General features: G+C 41.6%; 13 protein-coding genes. 6 read left to right on the forward strand and 7 right to left on the reverse strand.

The annotated features are described in order from the left end of the window. Window positions 1-83: 83 nt before the first annotated feature. The 3 genes from rpmG to radC form a co-directional block, all read right to left on the reverse strand. Window positions 84-239: a 50S ribosomal protein L33 gene (gene rpmG / locus QUE46_RS14225; protein ID WP_004587947.1), complete on the reverse strand. Its 156-nt coding sequence runs from the start codon at window positions 237-239 to the stop codon at window positions 84-86. Between the two features lie 11 nt (window positions 240-250). Beyond that, a complete protein-coding gene (gene rpmB, locus QUE46_RS14230) occupies window positions 251-487 on the reverse strand; it encodes a 50S ribosomal protein L28 (protein WP_004587946.1) in 237 nt (78 codons plus the stop codon). Window positions 488-757: 270 nt separating this feature from the next. Then, window positions 758-1,432 (reverse strand): DNA repair protein RadC, encoded by a 675-nt coding sequence (gene radC, locus QUE46_RS14235; RefSeq protein WP_286245331.1) that lies wholly within the window; start codon window positions 1,430-1,432, stop codon window positions 758-760. Window positions 1,433-1,576: 144 nt separating this feature from the next. Here radC and coaBC point away from each other — a divergent pair, with 144 nt between their 5' ends. From coaBC to QUE46_RS14250, 3 genes are all read left to right on the forward strand, one after another. Further along, window positions 1,577-2,770 carry a bifunctional phosphopantothenoylcysteine decarboxylase/phosphopantothenate--cysteine ligase CoaBC gene (gene coaBC / locus QUE46_RS14240; protein ID WP_286245332.1) on the forward strand — a complete coding sequence of 398 codons (1,194 nt, stop codon included), beginning with the start codon at window positions 1,577-1,579 and terminating at the stop codon, window positions 2,768-2,770. Between the two features lie 102 nt (window positions 2,771-2,872). After that, entirely contained in the window at window positions 2,873-3,460 is a 588-nt protein-coding gene (gene slmA, locus QUE46_RS14245; protein ID WP_004587943.1) for a nucleoid occlusion factor SlmA, read from the forward strand. Window positions 3,461-3,620: 160 nt separating this feature from the next. Then, on the forward strand, window positions 3,621-6,380 hold the full coding sequence (locus QUE46_RS14250) for a prolyl oligopeptidase family serine peptidase (protein ID WP_286245333.1): 2,760 nt from the start codon (window positions 3,621-3,623) through the stop codon (window positions 6,378-6,380). 69 nt (window positions 6,381-6,449) lie between these two features. Here the strand turns inward: QUE46_RS14250 and QUE46_RS14255 are convergent, their stop codons facing one another. The 4 genes from QUE46_RS14255 to QUE46_RS14270 all read right to left on the reverse strand — a co-directional run bounded on the left by QUE46_RS14255 (window position 6,450) and on the right by QUE46_RS14270 (window position 13,139). Beyond that, window positions 6,450-7,607: an ROK family transcriptional regulator gene (locus QUE46_RS14255; protein WP_286245334.1), complete on the reverse strand. Its 1,158-nt coding sequence runs from the start codon at window positions 7,605-7,607 to the stop codon at window positions 6,450-6,452. 73 nt (window positions 7,608-7,680) lie between these two features. Next, on the reverse strand, window positions 7,681-8,922 hold the full coding sequence (locus QUE46_RS14260; protein ID WP_286245335.1) for a glycerate kinase: 1,242 nt from the start codon (window positions 8,920-8,922) through the stop codon (window positions 7,681-7,683). 10 nt (window positions 8,923-8,932) lie between these two features. Next, complete coding sequence (locus QUE46_RS14265; protein ID WP_286245336.1) at window positions 8,933-10,513, reverse strand: sodium:solute symporter; 1,581 nt, start codon at window positions 10,511-10,513, stop codon at window positions 8,933-8,935. Window positions 10,514-10,697: 184 nt separating this feature from the next. Then, the gene (locus QUE46_RS14270; RefSeq protein WP_286245337.1) at window positions 10,698-13,139 is read right to left on the reverse strand and encodes a TonB-dependent siderophore receptor; all 2,442 of its coding nucleotides are present in this window, start codon (window positions 13,137-13,139) and stop codon (window positions 10,698-10,700) included. A 197-nt stretch (window positions 13,140-13,336) separates the two neighbouring features. On the opposite strand from QUE46_RS14270, the gene QUE46_RS14275 reads away from it, so the two are divergent. Genes QUE46_RS14275 through QUE46_RS14285 form a run of 3 tightly spaced genes read left to right on the forward strand, consistent with a single transcriptional unit; the run spans window position 13,337 to window position 16,828 of the window. After that, window positions 13,337-14,638, forward strand: coding sequence for a trehalase family glycosidase (locus QUE46_RS14275; protein WP_286245338.1), 1,302 nt, complete (start codon window positions 13,337-13,339; stop codon window positions 14,636-14,638). Between the two features lie 16 nt (window positions 14,639-14,654). Beyond that, on the forward strand, window positions 14,655-15,632 hold the full coding sequence (locus tag QUE46_RS14280; RefSeq protein ID WP_286245339.1) for a carbohydrate kinase: 978 nt from the start codon (window positions 14,655-14,657) through the stop codon (window positions 15,630-15,632). After that, window positions 15,629-16,828, forward strand: coding sequence for an AGE family epimerase/isomerase (locus QUE46_RS14285; protein ID WP_286245340.1), 1,200 nt, complete (start codon window positions 15,629-15,631; stop codon window positions 16,826-16,828). The genes QUE46_RS14280 and QUE46_RS14285 overlap by 4 nt, the downstream gene beginning before the upstream one ends. The last annotated feature ends 149 nt before the right edge of the window (window positions 16,829-16,977 follow it).

Here is a 16,977-nt window from a genome sequence, read left to right on the forward strand (position 1 = left end):
GCGTATACATTACGAATATGTGATTTTAAAAAACAAAAAACCCAGCATAAGCTGGGTTTTTACAATTCTGAAAGAAAACTAAATTACTTAATTTTAGCTTCTTTGAAAATCACGTGTTTACGAGCCTTAGGATCGAACTTTTTGATTTCCATCTTTTCAGGCATGTTACGCTTGTTTTTGTCGGTAGTGTAGAAAAAACCAGTACCAGCAGTTGAAACTAAACGGATTTTATCGCGCATGATTCAGTTCCTTAAACTTTTTCGCCGCGAGCACGGATATCTGTAAGTACCGCGTCGATGCCTTTTTTATCGATAATACGCATACCTTTAGTAGTAGTGCGTAGTGTTACAAAACGTTTTTCACTTTCAACCCAAAAACGGTGTGTTTGTAGGTTAGGTAGGAAACGACGTCTAGTCGCGTTTCTCGCGTGTGAACGGTGGTTACCAACCGTTGGACGCTTACCTGTAACTTGACATACTTTAGACATGTCTATATATCTCCAATAACTTCGCTCGAGCTTAATTTAACCTAAGGCCATGTATTTGTGCCCTAGATAAATCGAAGGGCGCTCTTTATACAGCTTTTACAGGCAAAGATCAAATACTGATCTATCCAACCAGCTCATATGTAAATTTGATAGCGGCTAATTATAAAGATCGAATGCCCTTAGGGAAAGTAAAAACTGCATTTAAATTAAACTAATTTGCCAAAACGCCTCAAACCGCTCATTTTTAACACACTTATTCACCAAGCAAAGTTAAATCAAGCCCCGCTGTGCAAAAGAAACACATGTTTCTCCTCCAACAATGATGTGATCAAGCACATTTATATCTACCAATTGCAGCGCTTGTTGTAACTTATTGGTGATAAGTTTGTCTGCTTGGCTTGGTTCGGCAATACCGCTTGGGTGGTTGTGTGCCAAAATAATGGCCGCAGCATTATTTTTTAAGGCCGCTTTTAATACTTCTCTGGGGTAAACGCTGGCGGAGTTTATTGTGCCATAAAACAAAATTTCGTCTTTTACTAAACGGTTTTGACTATCAAGATAGAGCACCATAAACACTTCTTGCTGCAACCCGCGCATTTGCAGTGTTAAATATTCATACACCGCATTTGGCGAATTAAACACCGCATCGCGCTGGCAGCGCTCCTGCATGTAACGTTGACTCAGCTCAAGCACCGCTTGCAATTGCACATATTTTGCCATCCCTAAGCCTTTTTGTGCGCAAAACTCATCTTGGCTGGCGTTAAATAAATTATGCAGTGTTTTATTTTCGTTAAGCAGGTGTTGGGCCAGCTCTATCACATTCATTCCTGGTAACCCAGTACGCAAAAAAATTGCTAATAACTCAGCATCACTCAGTGCTTTAGGGCCTTTAGCAATGAGCTTTTCACGGGGGCGAAGTGAATTAGGTAACGAAGATAATTGCATTATTCATCCTTGATGATTAAAAAACAGTCATATAACTGTAATGCAAATTTCAAAATTAGCCTGATTATTTAATCTTAAAAACTTAGCTCAAAGCACAAAGATTTGTTATTTTAGCCTGCATATACACTCAAGCAAAAAAAACTCATGACTAACTTAACAAACAAAAAAATTGTACTTGGCATAACTGGCGGTATTGCAGCCTATAAATGTGCAGAGCTCGTTAGGCGTTTAAAAGATGCAGGTTGCGAAGTAAAAGTAGTTATGAGCGAGTCAGCTAAACACTTTATAACCCCCTTAACCATGCAAGCGGTTAGTGGCGAAATGGTATCTGACTCATTACTTGACCCCTCAGCTGAGGCGGCAATGGGCCATATAGAATTTGCAAAATGGGCTGATTTAATTTTAGTTGCACCTGCAACCAGTAATACGATTGCTAAAATGGCTGCAGGCATAGCCGATGATTTACTCACCACACTGCTATTGGCAACTCCAGCAAAAGTGGCAATAGCCCCAGCAATGAACCAGCAAATGTATGCACACCCTGCTACACAAGCTAATTTAGCAACACTTAAATCTCGCAATGTACTAATTTGGGGCCCAGGTAAAGGCGAGCAAGCCTGTGGCGATGTAGGCGCTGGGCGCATGCTAGAGCCGCATGAGCTTGTGGCTTTGTGCACTGCTACAGAGCAGCCGCAATTATTAGCAGGTAAAACGATTACCATTACCGCAGGCCCGACCCGCGAACCACTTGACCCTGTGCGTTTTATATCAAACCACAGTTCAGGAAAAATGGGCTATGCTCTTGCACAAGCCGCATTAGAGCTTGGTGCTAAGGTTAATTTAATTTCAGGCCCGGTGACTATTAAAGCCCCTACTGGTGCTAATTTGATTAACATAGAAAGTGCTGAACAGCTTTTAAATGAGTCATTAACCTATGCCGTACATTCTGACGCTTTTATTGGTTGCGCCGCCGTAGCTGATTACAGAGCAGCGAATGTCGCTACTCAAAAAATGAAAAAACAAGGCGATGAGCTTACCCTTACACTTGTTAAAAACCCCGATGTAATAGCCGCCGTTGCAAGCTTAGAGCAAGGCCGCCCTTACACAGTAGGTTTTGCAGCCGAAACACAAAATGTAGAGAGCTATGCAAAGGGTAAACTTAAAAATAAAAACTTAGATATGATTTGTGCAAATGATGTATCAAAAAGTGGCTTAGGCTTTAACTCTGATCATAATGCTTTAACACTTTATTGGCATAATCAAAGCGTAGAATTACCAGCAACAAGTAAAACAGAAATTGCGCATCAAGTGATCGAACAGCTCGCTAAACATCTATAAAAATGCTGGAAACAAACTGAATAAAACATTAACATAAGCCACTCATTTGAACAGAAAATGACTAGCCCCAGCTAAAAATAACAAATAAAAAAAGGAAGGTTCATGCCTGCGACAAAAAGAAGTAATCGCAAAGAGCAGATACTGCAAGCACTCGCACAAATGTTAGAAACCAGCCCAGGACAACGAATTACCACAGCGAAGCTTGCTGCTGAAGTGGGTGTTTCTGAAGCTGCGCTTTACCGTCATTTTCCTAGCAAAGCACGTATGTTTGAAGGCCTAATTGAGTTTATTGAAGACACGCTTTTGTCGCGTATTAACCTTATTTTAGAAAACGAAAAAGAAAGCCAAACACGCGTTTACAATATTTTATTATTGCTACTCACCTTTGCAGAAAAAAACCCTGGTATTACACGCATACTTACCGGCGACGCCCTGCAAGGTGAACAAGAGCGATTACGCGAGCGTGTACAAGGGCTATTTGAAAAACTAGAAACACAATTCAAACAAGTACTTCGCGAGCGAAAGCTCCGTGAAGGTAAAACTTTTCAAAGCGATGAGCTCACCCTAGCTAACTTTTTACTTGCTTACGTAGAAGGCAAAATGAACCAGTTTGTGCGCAGCGACTTTAAAGTAAAGCCAAGCTCGCAGTTTGAAAAACAATGGCCTGAACTACAAAAAATTTGGCTATAACACAAATTGACTCATTTCATTTAAGCGCGGTACCTAATCGCGCTTAGCTTTCCCCTTTCATCCCTTTTCTTATACCGCTTATCTGATCCGCTCGAAATATAAACCAAACTCGTTACAATACTTATTACCCTAAAGGCACTGTAAAAAACGAGAATCAATAATGAAAACAACGCTCACCTTTTTAAGCTCAGCACTGATTGCAAGCTTAGCAAGCCCGGCTGCTTGGGCTCAAAAGCCGTTAGAATTTAAAGACGTATTCGGTTTTAAGTACGCAAAGAGCACACAACTTTCAGATGATGGTAAAATCCTCAGCTTTAGCGCCAAACCATATCGCGGTAACGCCAGTGGCCAAGTTTATGACTTAACAACAAACACCCTATTAAGTACTGTAGATCGCGGCACTAAGCCCGTTATTAACAAAGCAGCTAATTGGGTGGCCTTTACACAAGTTCCTACGCTTTTAGAGCAAGAAACTACTAAAAAGAAAGCTGAGCTTAAAAACAACCTCATTTTAGTCAACACTCAAACCGGCGAAAAACACCAATTTGCCGACGTTAAAGATTATGTATTAGCTGATAATGGACAGTGGCTTGCTTACAGAGTTGATCAAAAAGCTGAAAAAGACGAAACCAGCGACGATAAAACCGAAGAAAAAAGCGAAATCACACCAGACAAAAAAGACAAAAGCTTTGAGCTGATAATTGTCGATTTAAAAAACAATACAACACATAGTGTAAATAATGTATTTAGTTACGCCATAAGCCACAATGGCGCTCAGCTACTTGCCAGCCAAAGCTTTAGCGATGGCAATAATAATCAAATTGTACTGCTTGAACTAAATAACAACTTTACGCAAAGTGTACTAATTGACGAGCCAGGTGTTATTGCGCAAACAATTGTGTGGCATCCAAGTAGAGATATTGCAGCATTTAGCCTTGGTAACTACGTAAACAATGATGAGCGCCGCAGGCAATATAAACTAAATCTTTGGCAAAATAATACCCTTAGTACCATCGACTCCCCTAATAAAGAGTGGGTCATAGGTAAAACAGCAAAAATTACATTCTCCGAAGATGGCGAGCGTTTATATTTTGAAAACCACCCTAAGCTTGCCGCAAAAGTAAAAGCAAAAGAGTACACCGACGAAGCGTCACTGTATGACTTTGACACGATTCGTGAGCATAAAGGGCTGAACGTTTGGCACAATAACGACGCTCAAATAAAACCACGCGAAGAACAACAGTGGAATAAGGTAAATAAAAACCGTCATTACAGCGCTGTTTTTCATTTAGAAAGTCAAAAAACAGTACAGCTAAGCAATGAAAAAGTGAGCGATTTAGCGCTTAACACTGAGCGAAACCAAAGCGTATTAGGCTACTCAAACCAAGCTCATCTTGAAAAAATAATGTACGGCGGCTTTTTTGCCGACTACTACAGCATAAATGTAAATACCGGTGAGCAAACAACAATTGTTAAAAACTCTCCGTTTACACCAAGCCTTGCGCCAAATGGTCAGTACGCCGCTTATTTTGCTAATAGCCAAGTTCAGCTTAAAGATTTAAAAAATAATAAAGTAACTGCGCTTAGCAAAGCTATAAATGCCACTTTTGCAGATGATAAGCACGACTACCCATCAGAGCAGCCTGGCTATGGGTTTGCCGGTTGGTTAAATAACAGCAGCCAAGTATTAGTGTATAGCAAATACGATATTTGGGCGTTTGATGTAAATTCCCAACAAGCAACCCAACTTACAAACGGTAAAAATACACGCACCCAATACCGCGTAATTCAGCTAGATAAAAACCTAGTTGGCTTTAATAAAGACGACACTTTGCTACTATCGGCTGTGAACTTACAATCAAAACAGCGTGAAGTTGCAAAGCTCAACTTAGCCTCAAACACAGTCACTAAAGTACTTAGCGGTAATAAGCGCTTTGATGTAGTTAAAAAAGCAAAAAATGCCGATAAATACCTGTTTACCGAGCAAACTTACCAACAATTTCCTGATTACTATCAAACTGATTTTAGCTTTTCAGCGCCTAAAAAAGTGACTCATATAAACCCACAAATTGCTGATTTTGCCTGGGGCGAAAAGCCAGAGCTAATAAGCTACAAAGGCTTTGATGGCGAAGATTTACAAGGGATATTAATCAAACCTGCAGGCTACAAAAAAGGCGATAAAGTACCGGTTGTTGTGTACTTTTACCGCTACATGAGCCAGCGTATGTATGATTTTCCTAAAATGGAGCTAAATCATCGCCCTAACTTCCCTATGTTTACCTCAAACGGTTACGCTGTATTTTTACCTGATATTCGCTTTGAAATAGGCCACCCGGGTAAATCATCAACGCAAACTATGATAAACGCCACTCAAAAATTAATAGATTTAGGTATAGCTGACCCAGATAAAATAGGCCTACAAGGGCACTCATGGGCGGGTTATCAAAGTGCATTTATGATCACCCAAACAGATATGTTTAAAGCGGTTGTATCCGGCGCGCCAGTATCAAACATGACCAGTGCATACAGTGGCATACGTTTAAAGTCGGGCCTTGCGCGTCAATTTCAATACGAAACAGGGCAAAGCCGTATAGGTAAAAACTTATTTGAAGCACCCGAGCTCTATATAGAAAACTCACCGGTGTTTTTTGCAGATAAAGTAAATACCCCTATTTTAATTATGTTTGGCGATAAAGACGACGCAGTGCCGTGGCACGAAGGCGTGCAGTACTACCTTGCACTGCGCAGAGCAGGTAAAGATGCGACCTTTTTACAATACGAAGGCGAACCGCATCATTTGAAAAAGTTTCCTAATCAGGTCGATTTTTCAGTACGTATGATGCAGTACTTTGATCATTACTTAAAAGGCAAACCAGCTGCAAAGTGGATGACAGAAGGTGAGGCATTCGTTGAAGAGTAAATAACCCACATAAAAAAGCCGATATTGCATAAACAATATCGGCTTTTTTGTTTTTAGGTTTCTCTTAAACTACAAACACAGCTCTCTAAATGGCAAGGTGGCTGCGCCTATCGACACCGGGAAGTTATCAATATTAGACACCACCAGCTTAGGCATTGGGCGTTTGGCCCCGCGTCTAAATTGCGCGTACACCTCTGTGCGGGCGATTACTTTTTCAGCCAGCTCTTTAGGTATATGGCCGCCAATAATAATGGCTTCAGCATCTAATAGCGCTGAGCAACAAGTTGCCACTAAATCAAACGAGTCTTGAACTTTAAATAGCCACTCTTCAACGCCTGGCCATTCTGGGTCAAAGTTATCGTGTAAATCGTAAATTGAATTAACCGCAACGCCATTTTTTTTCAAAATACGTTTTAGTAACTCTAAATTAGGATGAGCATATAGCTTAGGCGGTAGCATATCGCCAAGCTCGCCAGCGTTACCGTAAGTACCACGCAGTACGTCGCTATTATTAACTATACCGCCACCAAATGCGGCCGATACAAACATATATACAAAGTTTTTGTATTCACGGCCAATACCTGCAACGCCCTCGCCAGCGGCTGCGCCTGTGGCGTCGTTCACCACCCAAGTAGGTAACTGAAAGTGCTGCGATACAATATCGATAATATCAACTTGCGACCACTCTTCTAGCATATGGTGGGTATTCATTTTACCGTCCATAGAACTAAAAAAGCCTGAAATACCCACACCCATGCCCAGTATTTTATCGCTTGGAATATCGCGTTCTGCGCTTATATCATCCACCAGTTTTTGCGCGCATTTAAGCACGTTATTAATGCTCATATCTGACATTAACTGCATGTGGGTGTAAACCACTTTGCCAGTAAAATCCATAACCGCAAGTGAAATGGCATCAAGTAAAATAGCCAAACCAAAGGTAAACCCGTAATCAGGGTTTAGCGCAATGCCAAAACCAGGTTTGCCTTTTTTATTAGGAATGAGTGTATCGGTTTGCACTATTACGCCGTGCTGGGTTAACGACTTAAGTAAACGCGAGACAGTTTGTTGCGGAATTCGGGTGGCGCTCACAATATGGCTTTGTGTTACGCATTGCTCCCAAAACACCACTTTAATAATATCACGCTCAATGTCTTGAAAAAGCTTATCGCCTTTTCCAAGCTCAAAACCTGAGCGTAATAAGTTACTGTTATTTAGCGAAAACATAGCTATTAACCCTAATAAAATTGGAGCACAAGATTACGTTAAACCATTATAAAGAACAAGTACGGCGCAGTGCCTATTCAATCACAATGACTCTAAAATCGTTAACGTTAGTGTTTGTTGGCCCCGTAATAATTAAATCATCAATGGCTTTAAAAAACTGATGGCTATTATGACCTTGTAACTGCGCTTGTAAGTTCTCGCCGGCGGCCTCTGCACGAGCAATCGTACTGCTATCTATATACGCGCCAGCAACATCTTTACTACCGTCAACGCCGTCAGTATCGCACGCTATTGCGTAAATACCCGCTTCGCCGTTTAGCGCATCAGCCAGTGCCATTAAATACTCTTGATTAGGACCGCCATCGCCGTATACATCGGCAACGGTTACTGTAAGCTCGCCACCTGAGAACAACATAACGCGCTTGCCTTTTGCTTTTTCCTCAAGGGCAATTTTAGCGTGTACGCGGGCAACCTCTTTTGCCTCACCTTGAATATCGTATCCAAGTACTTGCGTATCCCAACCTTGATGCTGTGCTACATCAATAGCACTATCAATCGCATGCTGCGCATTAGCTACAATAAAGTGCTCTCCCACTGTATCGGCTGCACGCGCTTGCTCAGGTTTTAGTAAATGGGCTTCAATCTCACTTATAACTGGCCAATTATACTTTTGTAAAATAGCCAGCGCATCAGCTTTAGTACTGCCATCGCTAATAGTGGGGCCAGATGCAATATCGCTTGGCTTATCGCCTACTACATCAGAAATAATCAGCGTTACATAATCCGATTTAGCCGCTTGCGCTAACTTGCCCCCTTTAACAAGCGAGAGTTGTTTGCGCACAACATTAATTTCATCAACACTTGCACCACTTTTAAGTAAAAACTGATTAAGTGCCTGCTTTTGCGCAAACGGTACATCATCAACAGGCAGGCACATCAATGACGAGCCACCACCTGATATAATAAACAAAATAGGAATATCGGCAGGGTTATTTATTACAAGCTCTAACAGTGCTTTACCTGCAGCTAAGCTGTTATCATCTGGCGTTGGGTGGTTAGCGCTCAGTACTTTTATGCGCCCAATATCGCCAGCACTTTCGTAGCCATAACGCGTCACTACAGCGCCAAAGCATTTATCACCATAAAAGCGATTAATCTCAGCGGCCATTTCTGCGGCTGCTTTACCGGCACCTACCACACATAAGCCATTGCTGGCATCTATATTTTTTAAATACTTGCTCATGCAAGCACTTGGTTTACAGGCATTTACCGCAGTGGTAAATAAATCGATTAAAAACGACTTGTTAGCATCCATTAGTCAAAGCTCACGAAAAAATTGAAGGAATAGCAAGGCAAATTAATACCATCACAACAAACATGCTCAGCAGCATAACGATATCTTTACCGGTTAAAATAGAGTTTGAGGTTGTCTCAGCGTTTTGCGCTTTAGCGACTTCGTTTACGTCACGAGGAATAACGCGGCTGGTTACATAAATAATAATTGCAGTGCATACAAATCCAATAAAGTTCCACCAAAACCAAAATACATCGGGCGCAAATATCGACACCAGTAAGTTAATTAGTACACCACTAATTAAACCTATATTTGCATGTAGGGCTGCACTTCGTTTACTTAACACTGCGATTAAAAATACTGCGAGTATTGGGCCATAAAATAGTGAGCCTACTTTGTTAATGGCTTCAATAATAGTGGGCGCTATGTCACCCGCAAAAAGTGATAACACAAGCGTAATTGCGCCCCATGCTAAGCCTAAGTACTTAGCCAGTTTTAAATACGTTGGTTGGTCTAGCTCTTTATTAGAAATACGGCTGTAATCTTCAATGCTGACCGCCGAAAGCGAGTTAATAGCTGAGCTAAGTGACGACATAGCCGCAGATAAAATAGCCACAACTAATAAACCAATTAGGCCATGCGGCAAGTAATCTAAAATAAATATTGGCATCATCCAATCTGGATTATCGGTAGGAATTTTTGCTAAAAAATCAGAATTAGTCATAGCCAGTGTGCCTACAATTAAACCCGACACACAATATAAAATAGTAATAGGAAAACGCACGACCCCGTTGGCTAAAATCATGTAGCGCAAGTTTTTAGGATCTTTTGCACTAAGCGCACGCTGTGCTTGCGTTTGGTCACACCCGTAGTACGAAGCGTAAAGCACCACACCACCAAAAATCATAGGTAAAAAGCCAAAGCCGTCACCACTAAAGCCAAACGAATCAAGCTTTATAGCTTCTAATCGGCTCGAATCAACATTAGCAATAAAGGTATCAACACCACCTAAGTGATAAAGCCCAAAGCCAATACAGGCAATGGTACCCAGTACAATGATGATCATTTGAATGGCATCACCATATACCACGGCTTTCATGCCGCCTTGCAGTGAATATAGCACAGTGATAACGCCGGTTAGTACAATAGCCTGCCACGCTTCTATGCCCATGGTGCCTTGTAAAATAAGCGATACGGCATAAATCATAATACCGGTGGCAAATGCGCGGCTAAACTGAAATACCACACTAATAAGCACACGGGTTGAGCGGCCAAAACGCATTTCTAAGTAATCGTAAATACTAACAACGCCGCTTTTATAAAGCTTAGGTAAAATAGTCGCTAAAATTAAAATCATCGCCAGCGGTACACCTAACTCATACGAGAGCCATTGCATACCACCGCCTTCACGCAAACCAACAAATGCAGGAGCCGAAATAAAACTAATAGCCGAAAGCTGAGTGGCCATTACCGACAAAGCCAGCGGTTTCCACCCTAAGCTTTTACCCCCTAAAAAGTAATCACTTTTATTGGTTTGTTCGCGTAGCATAAACCCCATCACCAATAAGGCACCAAGGTAGAGAGCAACTATTGAAAAATCTAATATATTCATAATTATTTCGCGTATTCAAAATAAGAAAACACAGCGCCTTCTCAAAAATAAAAACCAAGTTTGTTATTTGCTTACTTCTAAACAGTACCTAAAAATAAACCTATCACTAACTTAGCTGAAAAATGCATCACAATGCAAAAAGCCTATTAACCCCAAAGTAGGTTAATAGGCATAAAGCATTTATTTAAAAGTCGTATTTAACTCTTAATGTGACGCGTCGTGGGAGAATTGGGCGACCTACAAAGTAAGGGTTGTCTGACGTTTGGCTATTACCTAAACGCGGCGAGCCTTCGGTTACACCATCAGAGTCAAACAAGTTAAATACCCCTACGCTTAGACGTACTGTTTGCTCCGGTGCAATTTGCCAGTTATAACCTGCATCAAATCTAAATAAGTGAAATGAATCAAGCTCTACCGAGTTTGCATCGTTGGCATAGTTTTTACCGGTAAAGTTATGATACAAAGCAGCATCCCAGCTATCTGCGGTGTAACTAATGGATGAGTTAAATAATATTTTTGGTTTACGGCGTAACTCATTACCAATAATAGAAGGGTCTGAGTCAAACTCAGTAAATTCGTGGTCGGTGTAAGTCATGTTGGCATCAACAGCCCACTCGTCGGTAATATCGTAACGACCAGTAAGCTCCACGCCTGTTGCTTTGGTCGATTGCATAACTGGCAGCTCTAATACGCCCCCGTTACCATCGTTTACAAAGTCTACGCTGCGCCTGTCTTTTAAGTCAGTTCTAAATAACGCGATGCTACCGCTAAAGTCGTTATCAAAAAATTTAACACCTAGTTCGCCTTGCTCAACAATTTCGGCTTCGTAGCTGGCAGGCTCGCCTAAATCGTTAAACTGAATACCTCTAATTTCTGGGAAGAAAAACCCGCGTGATGCATTGGCATATACATTTAAATTATCAGTTAAGCGATATAACGCCGCACCTGATACCGCAAATTCAGAGGTGTCGACTTCACCGTAAGTCATTACACCACTGCCCGTAGTGTTAACTTGTAAATTAGGGGCAAGCGTTGGGTCATCAGAAATCTGAACGACTTGGCTGCCTTCACGGCTAATTTTGCCGTCTATTTCTTCATAGCGTACACCAAAGTCGATAATCCAATCATCGCTTTCCATTTGATCCGCTATGTAAAGTGCACGGCGCGTGGCGCTAATTGTTTGGTTAGTGTATGAAATACCAGGCCCACTAATGCCATTTTGTGTGTACTGAACAACATCGCCATCGGCATTGGTGTACGTTAAATCCACCAGCTCAGGGTTATTGTTAAACTCACCTAAGTAAGTCGTAATAACATTATCGTCATCAGCTTCACTGTGTGAAAAAAACGTACCTAGCGTAATATCGTGGCTAAAATCGCCAACAAAAATACTTTTAATAACATTAAACTCGGCAGAAAAATCTTCAGCTGGGCGATCGCGGTCTAAAATACGGTTAGCAAATAGCAAGTCATCACTTGCAAGTGCCTGCCCCGATGCGGTGTAAGTAAACGCTGCACCACTTGCATCACCTAAACCACGGTTAGCCAAAAAGTCTTCTTGGCTCTCAGGGACGTTAATAATACCGTCGCCGTCTAAAAATAGGTTAAATTCGTGCTGGTACTTTGCGTATTTGCTGCGCATGTTAATAGCAAAGTCGTTGGCTAGCTCTTTTTCAAACACCACTGAAATAGAGCCGCCTTTAGTAACCACACCATCGCTAATTGGCGATTCATAACGACCATTTGCAGTATCATAGGTAAGGTTAGATACATTAGCAGTTTGTAGTGACTCCACTTCGCTGCCATCGTTACCAATTAAACGCTCACGGCTGCCGCCATCAAGCGGAATAGGAAGGTAAAACTGCGCTTGATCGTCAATGTATTGGCCATAAACCGTAAATGAGCCTGAGCCGTCATCAAATTCTTTACGAATATTACCGCGAAGCTGGGTACCTTTCGTCTCAAGTCCTGTATCTAACGGGCCCTCGTCGTAACGGTAAAAACCCGATAGCGCATAGTAAAGGCCCTCTTCGTTAAGCGGCCCGCTTGTAGCAAAATCTAAGCGAGTACGACCCTGATCAGATAGCTCCATTTGCACGGTACTTTGCGGATCATCACTGCCTGTTTTAGAAATGTAGTTAATAATACCCGCTACAGAACCTTGGCCAAATAAGTTAGATACACCGCCACGTACAAACTCTACACGCTCAATACCTAAGTCATTACGGTAATAAACATCAAATGCCGACGAGTTTAAGCCAAAAACACTCAAACTAGGTGAACCATCATACGATAAAGGCGTAAACTGAAACTGTCCCGACGAAGGCAAGCCCCTTACTTGTAGGTTTGTTGCAACCTCACCACCGCCCCCTTCTACTTTAATACCAGGGATGTAACGGAGTACATCTGCTTGGCTGCTTGATGAAAGCTTTACTAATTCGTCTTCGCTAATTGAGGTTACAGATTGTGGAGTATCTGAAATTACACGTCCTTTACTGGTACCAGAGACGATAATACGCTCAACGTTATTAGCTTTTTTTGCTGTATCTGGCGCAGACTCTTCTGCGGCAAACGCGCCCTGTGTGAGGCATAAAGATACAATAGAGGCGATCGTTGTTTTATTCACGGGTATTCTCCAATTGTGCTAGTTGTCTGTGTGTATTTACTTAGAGTGTGGCTAAGTAAAGTAGAAATAATCAAGATATACATGTTAGTTTTTTGTTACTTCGAACAGGATTTAAGCACAGAAAAAAAACATTTACAACCCATAATGAGTGCTTTAATATTATCCAAATCGAAAAAAACACACAAAGAGCACCCAATATGACTACTATAAACAGCAGTAAAATTGATGCAGTCACTGCTTCATCACTTGCAGAGCTTGCTACTAAAACACTTATAGCAAACGATTTAGGTGGCTATACAGTACCAACCCATGGCCTTTACCCGTTTCAATGGAACTGGGATTCAGCTATAACTGCGCTAGGTTGGATGAAGTCTGATGAGGGGCGTGCGTGGCAAGAAATTGATGTGTTATTTTCAGGTCAGTGGGATGACGGCATGGTGCCACATATCTTATTTCATAAAGATGCCGACACGTATTTCCCAGGTCCGGATGTGTGGGGATCAGACAAAAAAATTAAAAGTACGTCTATTTCGCAGCCACCCGTTGTGGCCACAGTAATGAAAGAAATGCTTGCAAGCGCACAAGATAAAACCCTTGCAGAGCAAAAGGTTAAGGCGCTATTTTCAAAGGTTGTTGATTACCATTTATGGTGGTACAACGACCGCGATCCTGAAAATACAGGTTTAGTAGTGACTTACCATCCGTGGGAGTCGGGCATGGATAACAGCCCATCATGGGATGACGCACTCCAAGCTGTGCCATGTGTTGACTGGGAGTACACTCGTCGCGATACAAGCCATGTAGATTCGTCGCAGCGCCCACATAAAAGTGAGTACGACCGCTTTTTATACCTAGTAGACTTTTTTAAACGTAACAATTTTGATAGCAAAGTAATTTACGAAACCTGCCCGTACAAAATGAACGACCTAGGTATTATTGCTATTTTGCATCGTGCCACAAAAGATTTACTCGAAATGGGTGAACAACTTGGTTTAAACGATGCACGTACCGATTATTTAGCCCAACGTGCTGAGCTTACACAACAATCTATTAACACCCTGTGGTGTGATAAAAGCAAATACTTTTACTGTAAAGACGTGCTAACAAATAGCCTAGCTAAAGTTAAAACCTCAGCAGCACTATTAACTGTTTATGCTGGTTTAACATCTAACGAGCAAGCCCAGATAATTAATACCGCAACTGAAGACTTTATTGAGTCGAGCCAATTTAGTGTGGCATCTACCCACCCTAAAGAAGAAAAGTACGAACCACAGCGTTACTGGCGCGGCCCTATTTGGTTACACATTAACTGGATGATAGCCACAGGCCTAAAAGAAGCAGGCTTTGTGACAACTGCTGAAAAAATTCAGGATGACACCCGCGGCTTAGTGCTTAAATCGGGTTACTACGAATACTTTAACCCAGAGACTGGCGCAGGCTGTGGAGGTAAAGATTTCTCATGGACAGCAGCAATTGCACTGCATTGGCTACTTGATTAATAACTAAGGCAGCATCATGAAACACACAATATGTTTTGGTGAAGTACTGGTTGATTTACTCTCAGATAAATTAAGTCAAAACAACAGCGAGCACGAAGCATTTACTAAGTTTGCAGGTGGTGCACCTGCAAACGTAAGCGTAGCCATTGCAAAGCTAGGTGGTAACGCTTACTTTGCGGGCATGCTGAGCACCGACAGTTTTGGCAGTTTTTTACATAACGCCTTAAAAGAGCAAGGTGTAAAAACCGACTTTATGCGCTTTACAAGCCAAGCTAAAACTGCCCTTGCGTTTGTATCGCTTGATGACGACGGCGACCGTACGTTTGAGTTTTATCGCGATAACACCGCCGACTTACGCTTTAATAATGATGACTTTAGGAGTGAATGGTTTGAGCAATGCGACATATTTCATATTTGCTCAAACACCTTAACCGACGAGCGCATACGTAAAACAACTGCTTACGGTGTTGAATTTGCTAAACAAAATAATGCGATTGTCAGTTTTGACATTAACTTACGCCTTAACTTATGGCCAAGTAATGCCAATCCGCGTGAGCATATTTTACCCTTACTAAAACACTGCTCTATTATTAAAGCCTCAAAAGAAGAGCTTGAATACTTAGCGGGTGAACAAACGGGTGAAGAATTTATTGCTCATACGCTTAATAATGGCTGTGAGTTATTTGTGGTTACCGATGCAGGCAACCCAATGCATTGGTACACAAAAAATGCCAAGCAAACGCTTATCCCAAAAAAAGTGACTATGGTTGATGCCACCGCCGCAGGTGATGCATTTGTAGGTGGGTTGCTGTATCAGCTAGGCTTACAAAATCTGACACCTAGCTCTTTTAGTAAGCTTTGCGACAGCCCCGAAACACTCACAACTATTTTTGAATTTGCTTCGTTATGTGGTGCCCATGCCGCATCTTACAAAGGGGCATTTACGTCTTTGCCTAACGAAAAATCACTAAATGATTTTAGGAGCACACTATGAGCCACACACCTGATAACTTTAAAAGCCGCGAATTTTTAACGCAGCACATTGCCGATACACTGGCATTTTATGAGCCTAACATTGACGATGAGCATGGCGGTTTTTACCAAAACTTTTCAGATAATGGTGAGGTATTTGATAAGCAAACTCGCCACCTAGTAAGCTCTACTCGGTTTGTATTTAACTATGCACGTGCGTACCAAACCTTTAATGACGAAAAGTACCTAAACCGTGTTAAATCGGGTATTGAGTTTATTCGTAAACACCATTTTGTTGAGCAAACCGGTGGCTACAATTGGCTATTGAGTGTTGATAAAGGTAACGCCACTGTACTTGATGATACCAACCACTGTTATGGCTTTGCGTTCGTGATTTTAGCCTACAGCTGGGCATACCGTGTAGGTGTTACACAGGCGCGCGAATACCTAAACGATACATTTCAAACAATGGAAACACATTTTTGGGACACAAGAGCAGGTTTATATAAAGATCAGCACAACAGTGACTTTACTAAGTGCGATCCGTATCGCGGCCAAAACGCCAACATGCACACCTGCGAAGCACTTATTGCCGCGTATGAAGCAACTCAAGATGAGCTATTTTTAAATCGTGCGCTTACACTTGCCGATAACATGGTTAATCGCCAAGCTAATTTAATGGGTGGGCTTATTTGGGAGCACTACGATATAAATTGGCAGGTTGATTTAGAATACAACAAAGACGATCCAAAAAATTTGTTTCGCCCGTGGGGTTTCCAGCCAGGTCATCAAACTGAGTGGTCAAAACTATTAATGTTTTTAAATAAGCATAAGCCACAAGCTTGGCTTGTAGAACGTGCTCAAGCGTTATTTGATGAGTCAATAAACGTTGCCTGGGATAAACAACACGGCGGTATTTGTTACGGATTTGCGCCAGATAAAAGCATATGCGATGACGACAAGTACTTTTGGGTGCAAGCCGAAACACTCTGTTGTGCAGCCTACCTTTATGAAACCACAGAGGATGAAAAATACCAGCAGTGGTATGACAAAATTTGGCAGTACTCATGGCAGCACTTAGTTGATCATCAATACGGTGCGTGGTTTAGAATTTTAACCGTAGATAACAAAAAAATAGATACCGAAAAAAGCCCTATTGGTAAAACTGATTACCATACTATGGGTGCCTGCTTTGATGTGTTGGCGTTATTAAAATAACAAAAAATAGTTATATTTTGTTGTGTAGACCTTTTAACCGCCATTTTGGCGGTTTTTTTTTGCCTAGTTTATAGCGCTTTTCAAATACATAATAATCACCACAAAATATAATTTTGTACACGCCCTGCTTTTAAAACCGCATATTTTGA

It is taken from the genome of Pseudoalteromonas sp. MM1 (assembly GCF_030296835.1).
In the GTDB taxonomy this organism is placed as follows: Bacteria; Pseudomonadota; Gammaproteobacteria; order Enterobacterales; family Alteromonadaceae; genus Pseudoalteromonas.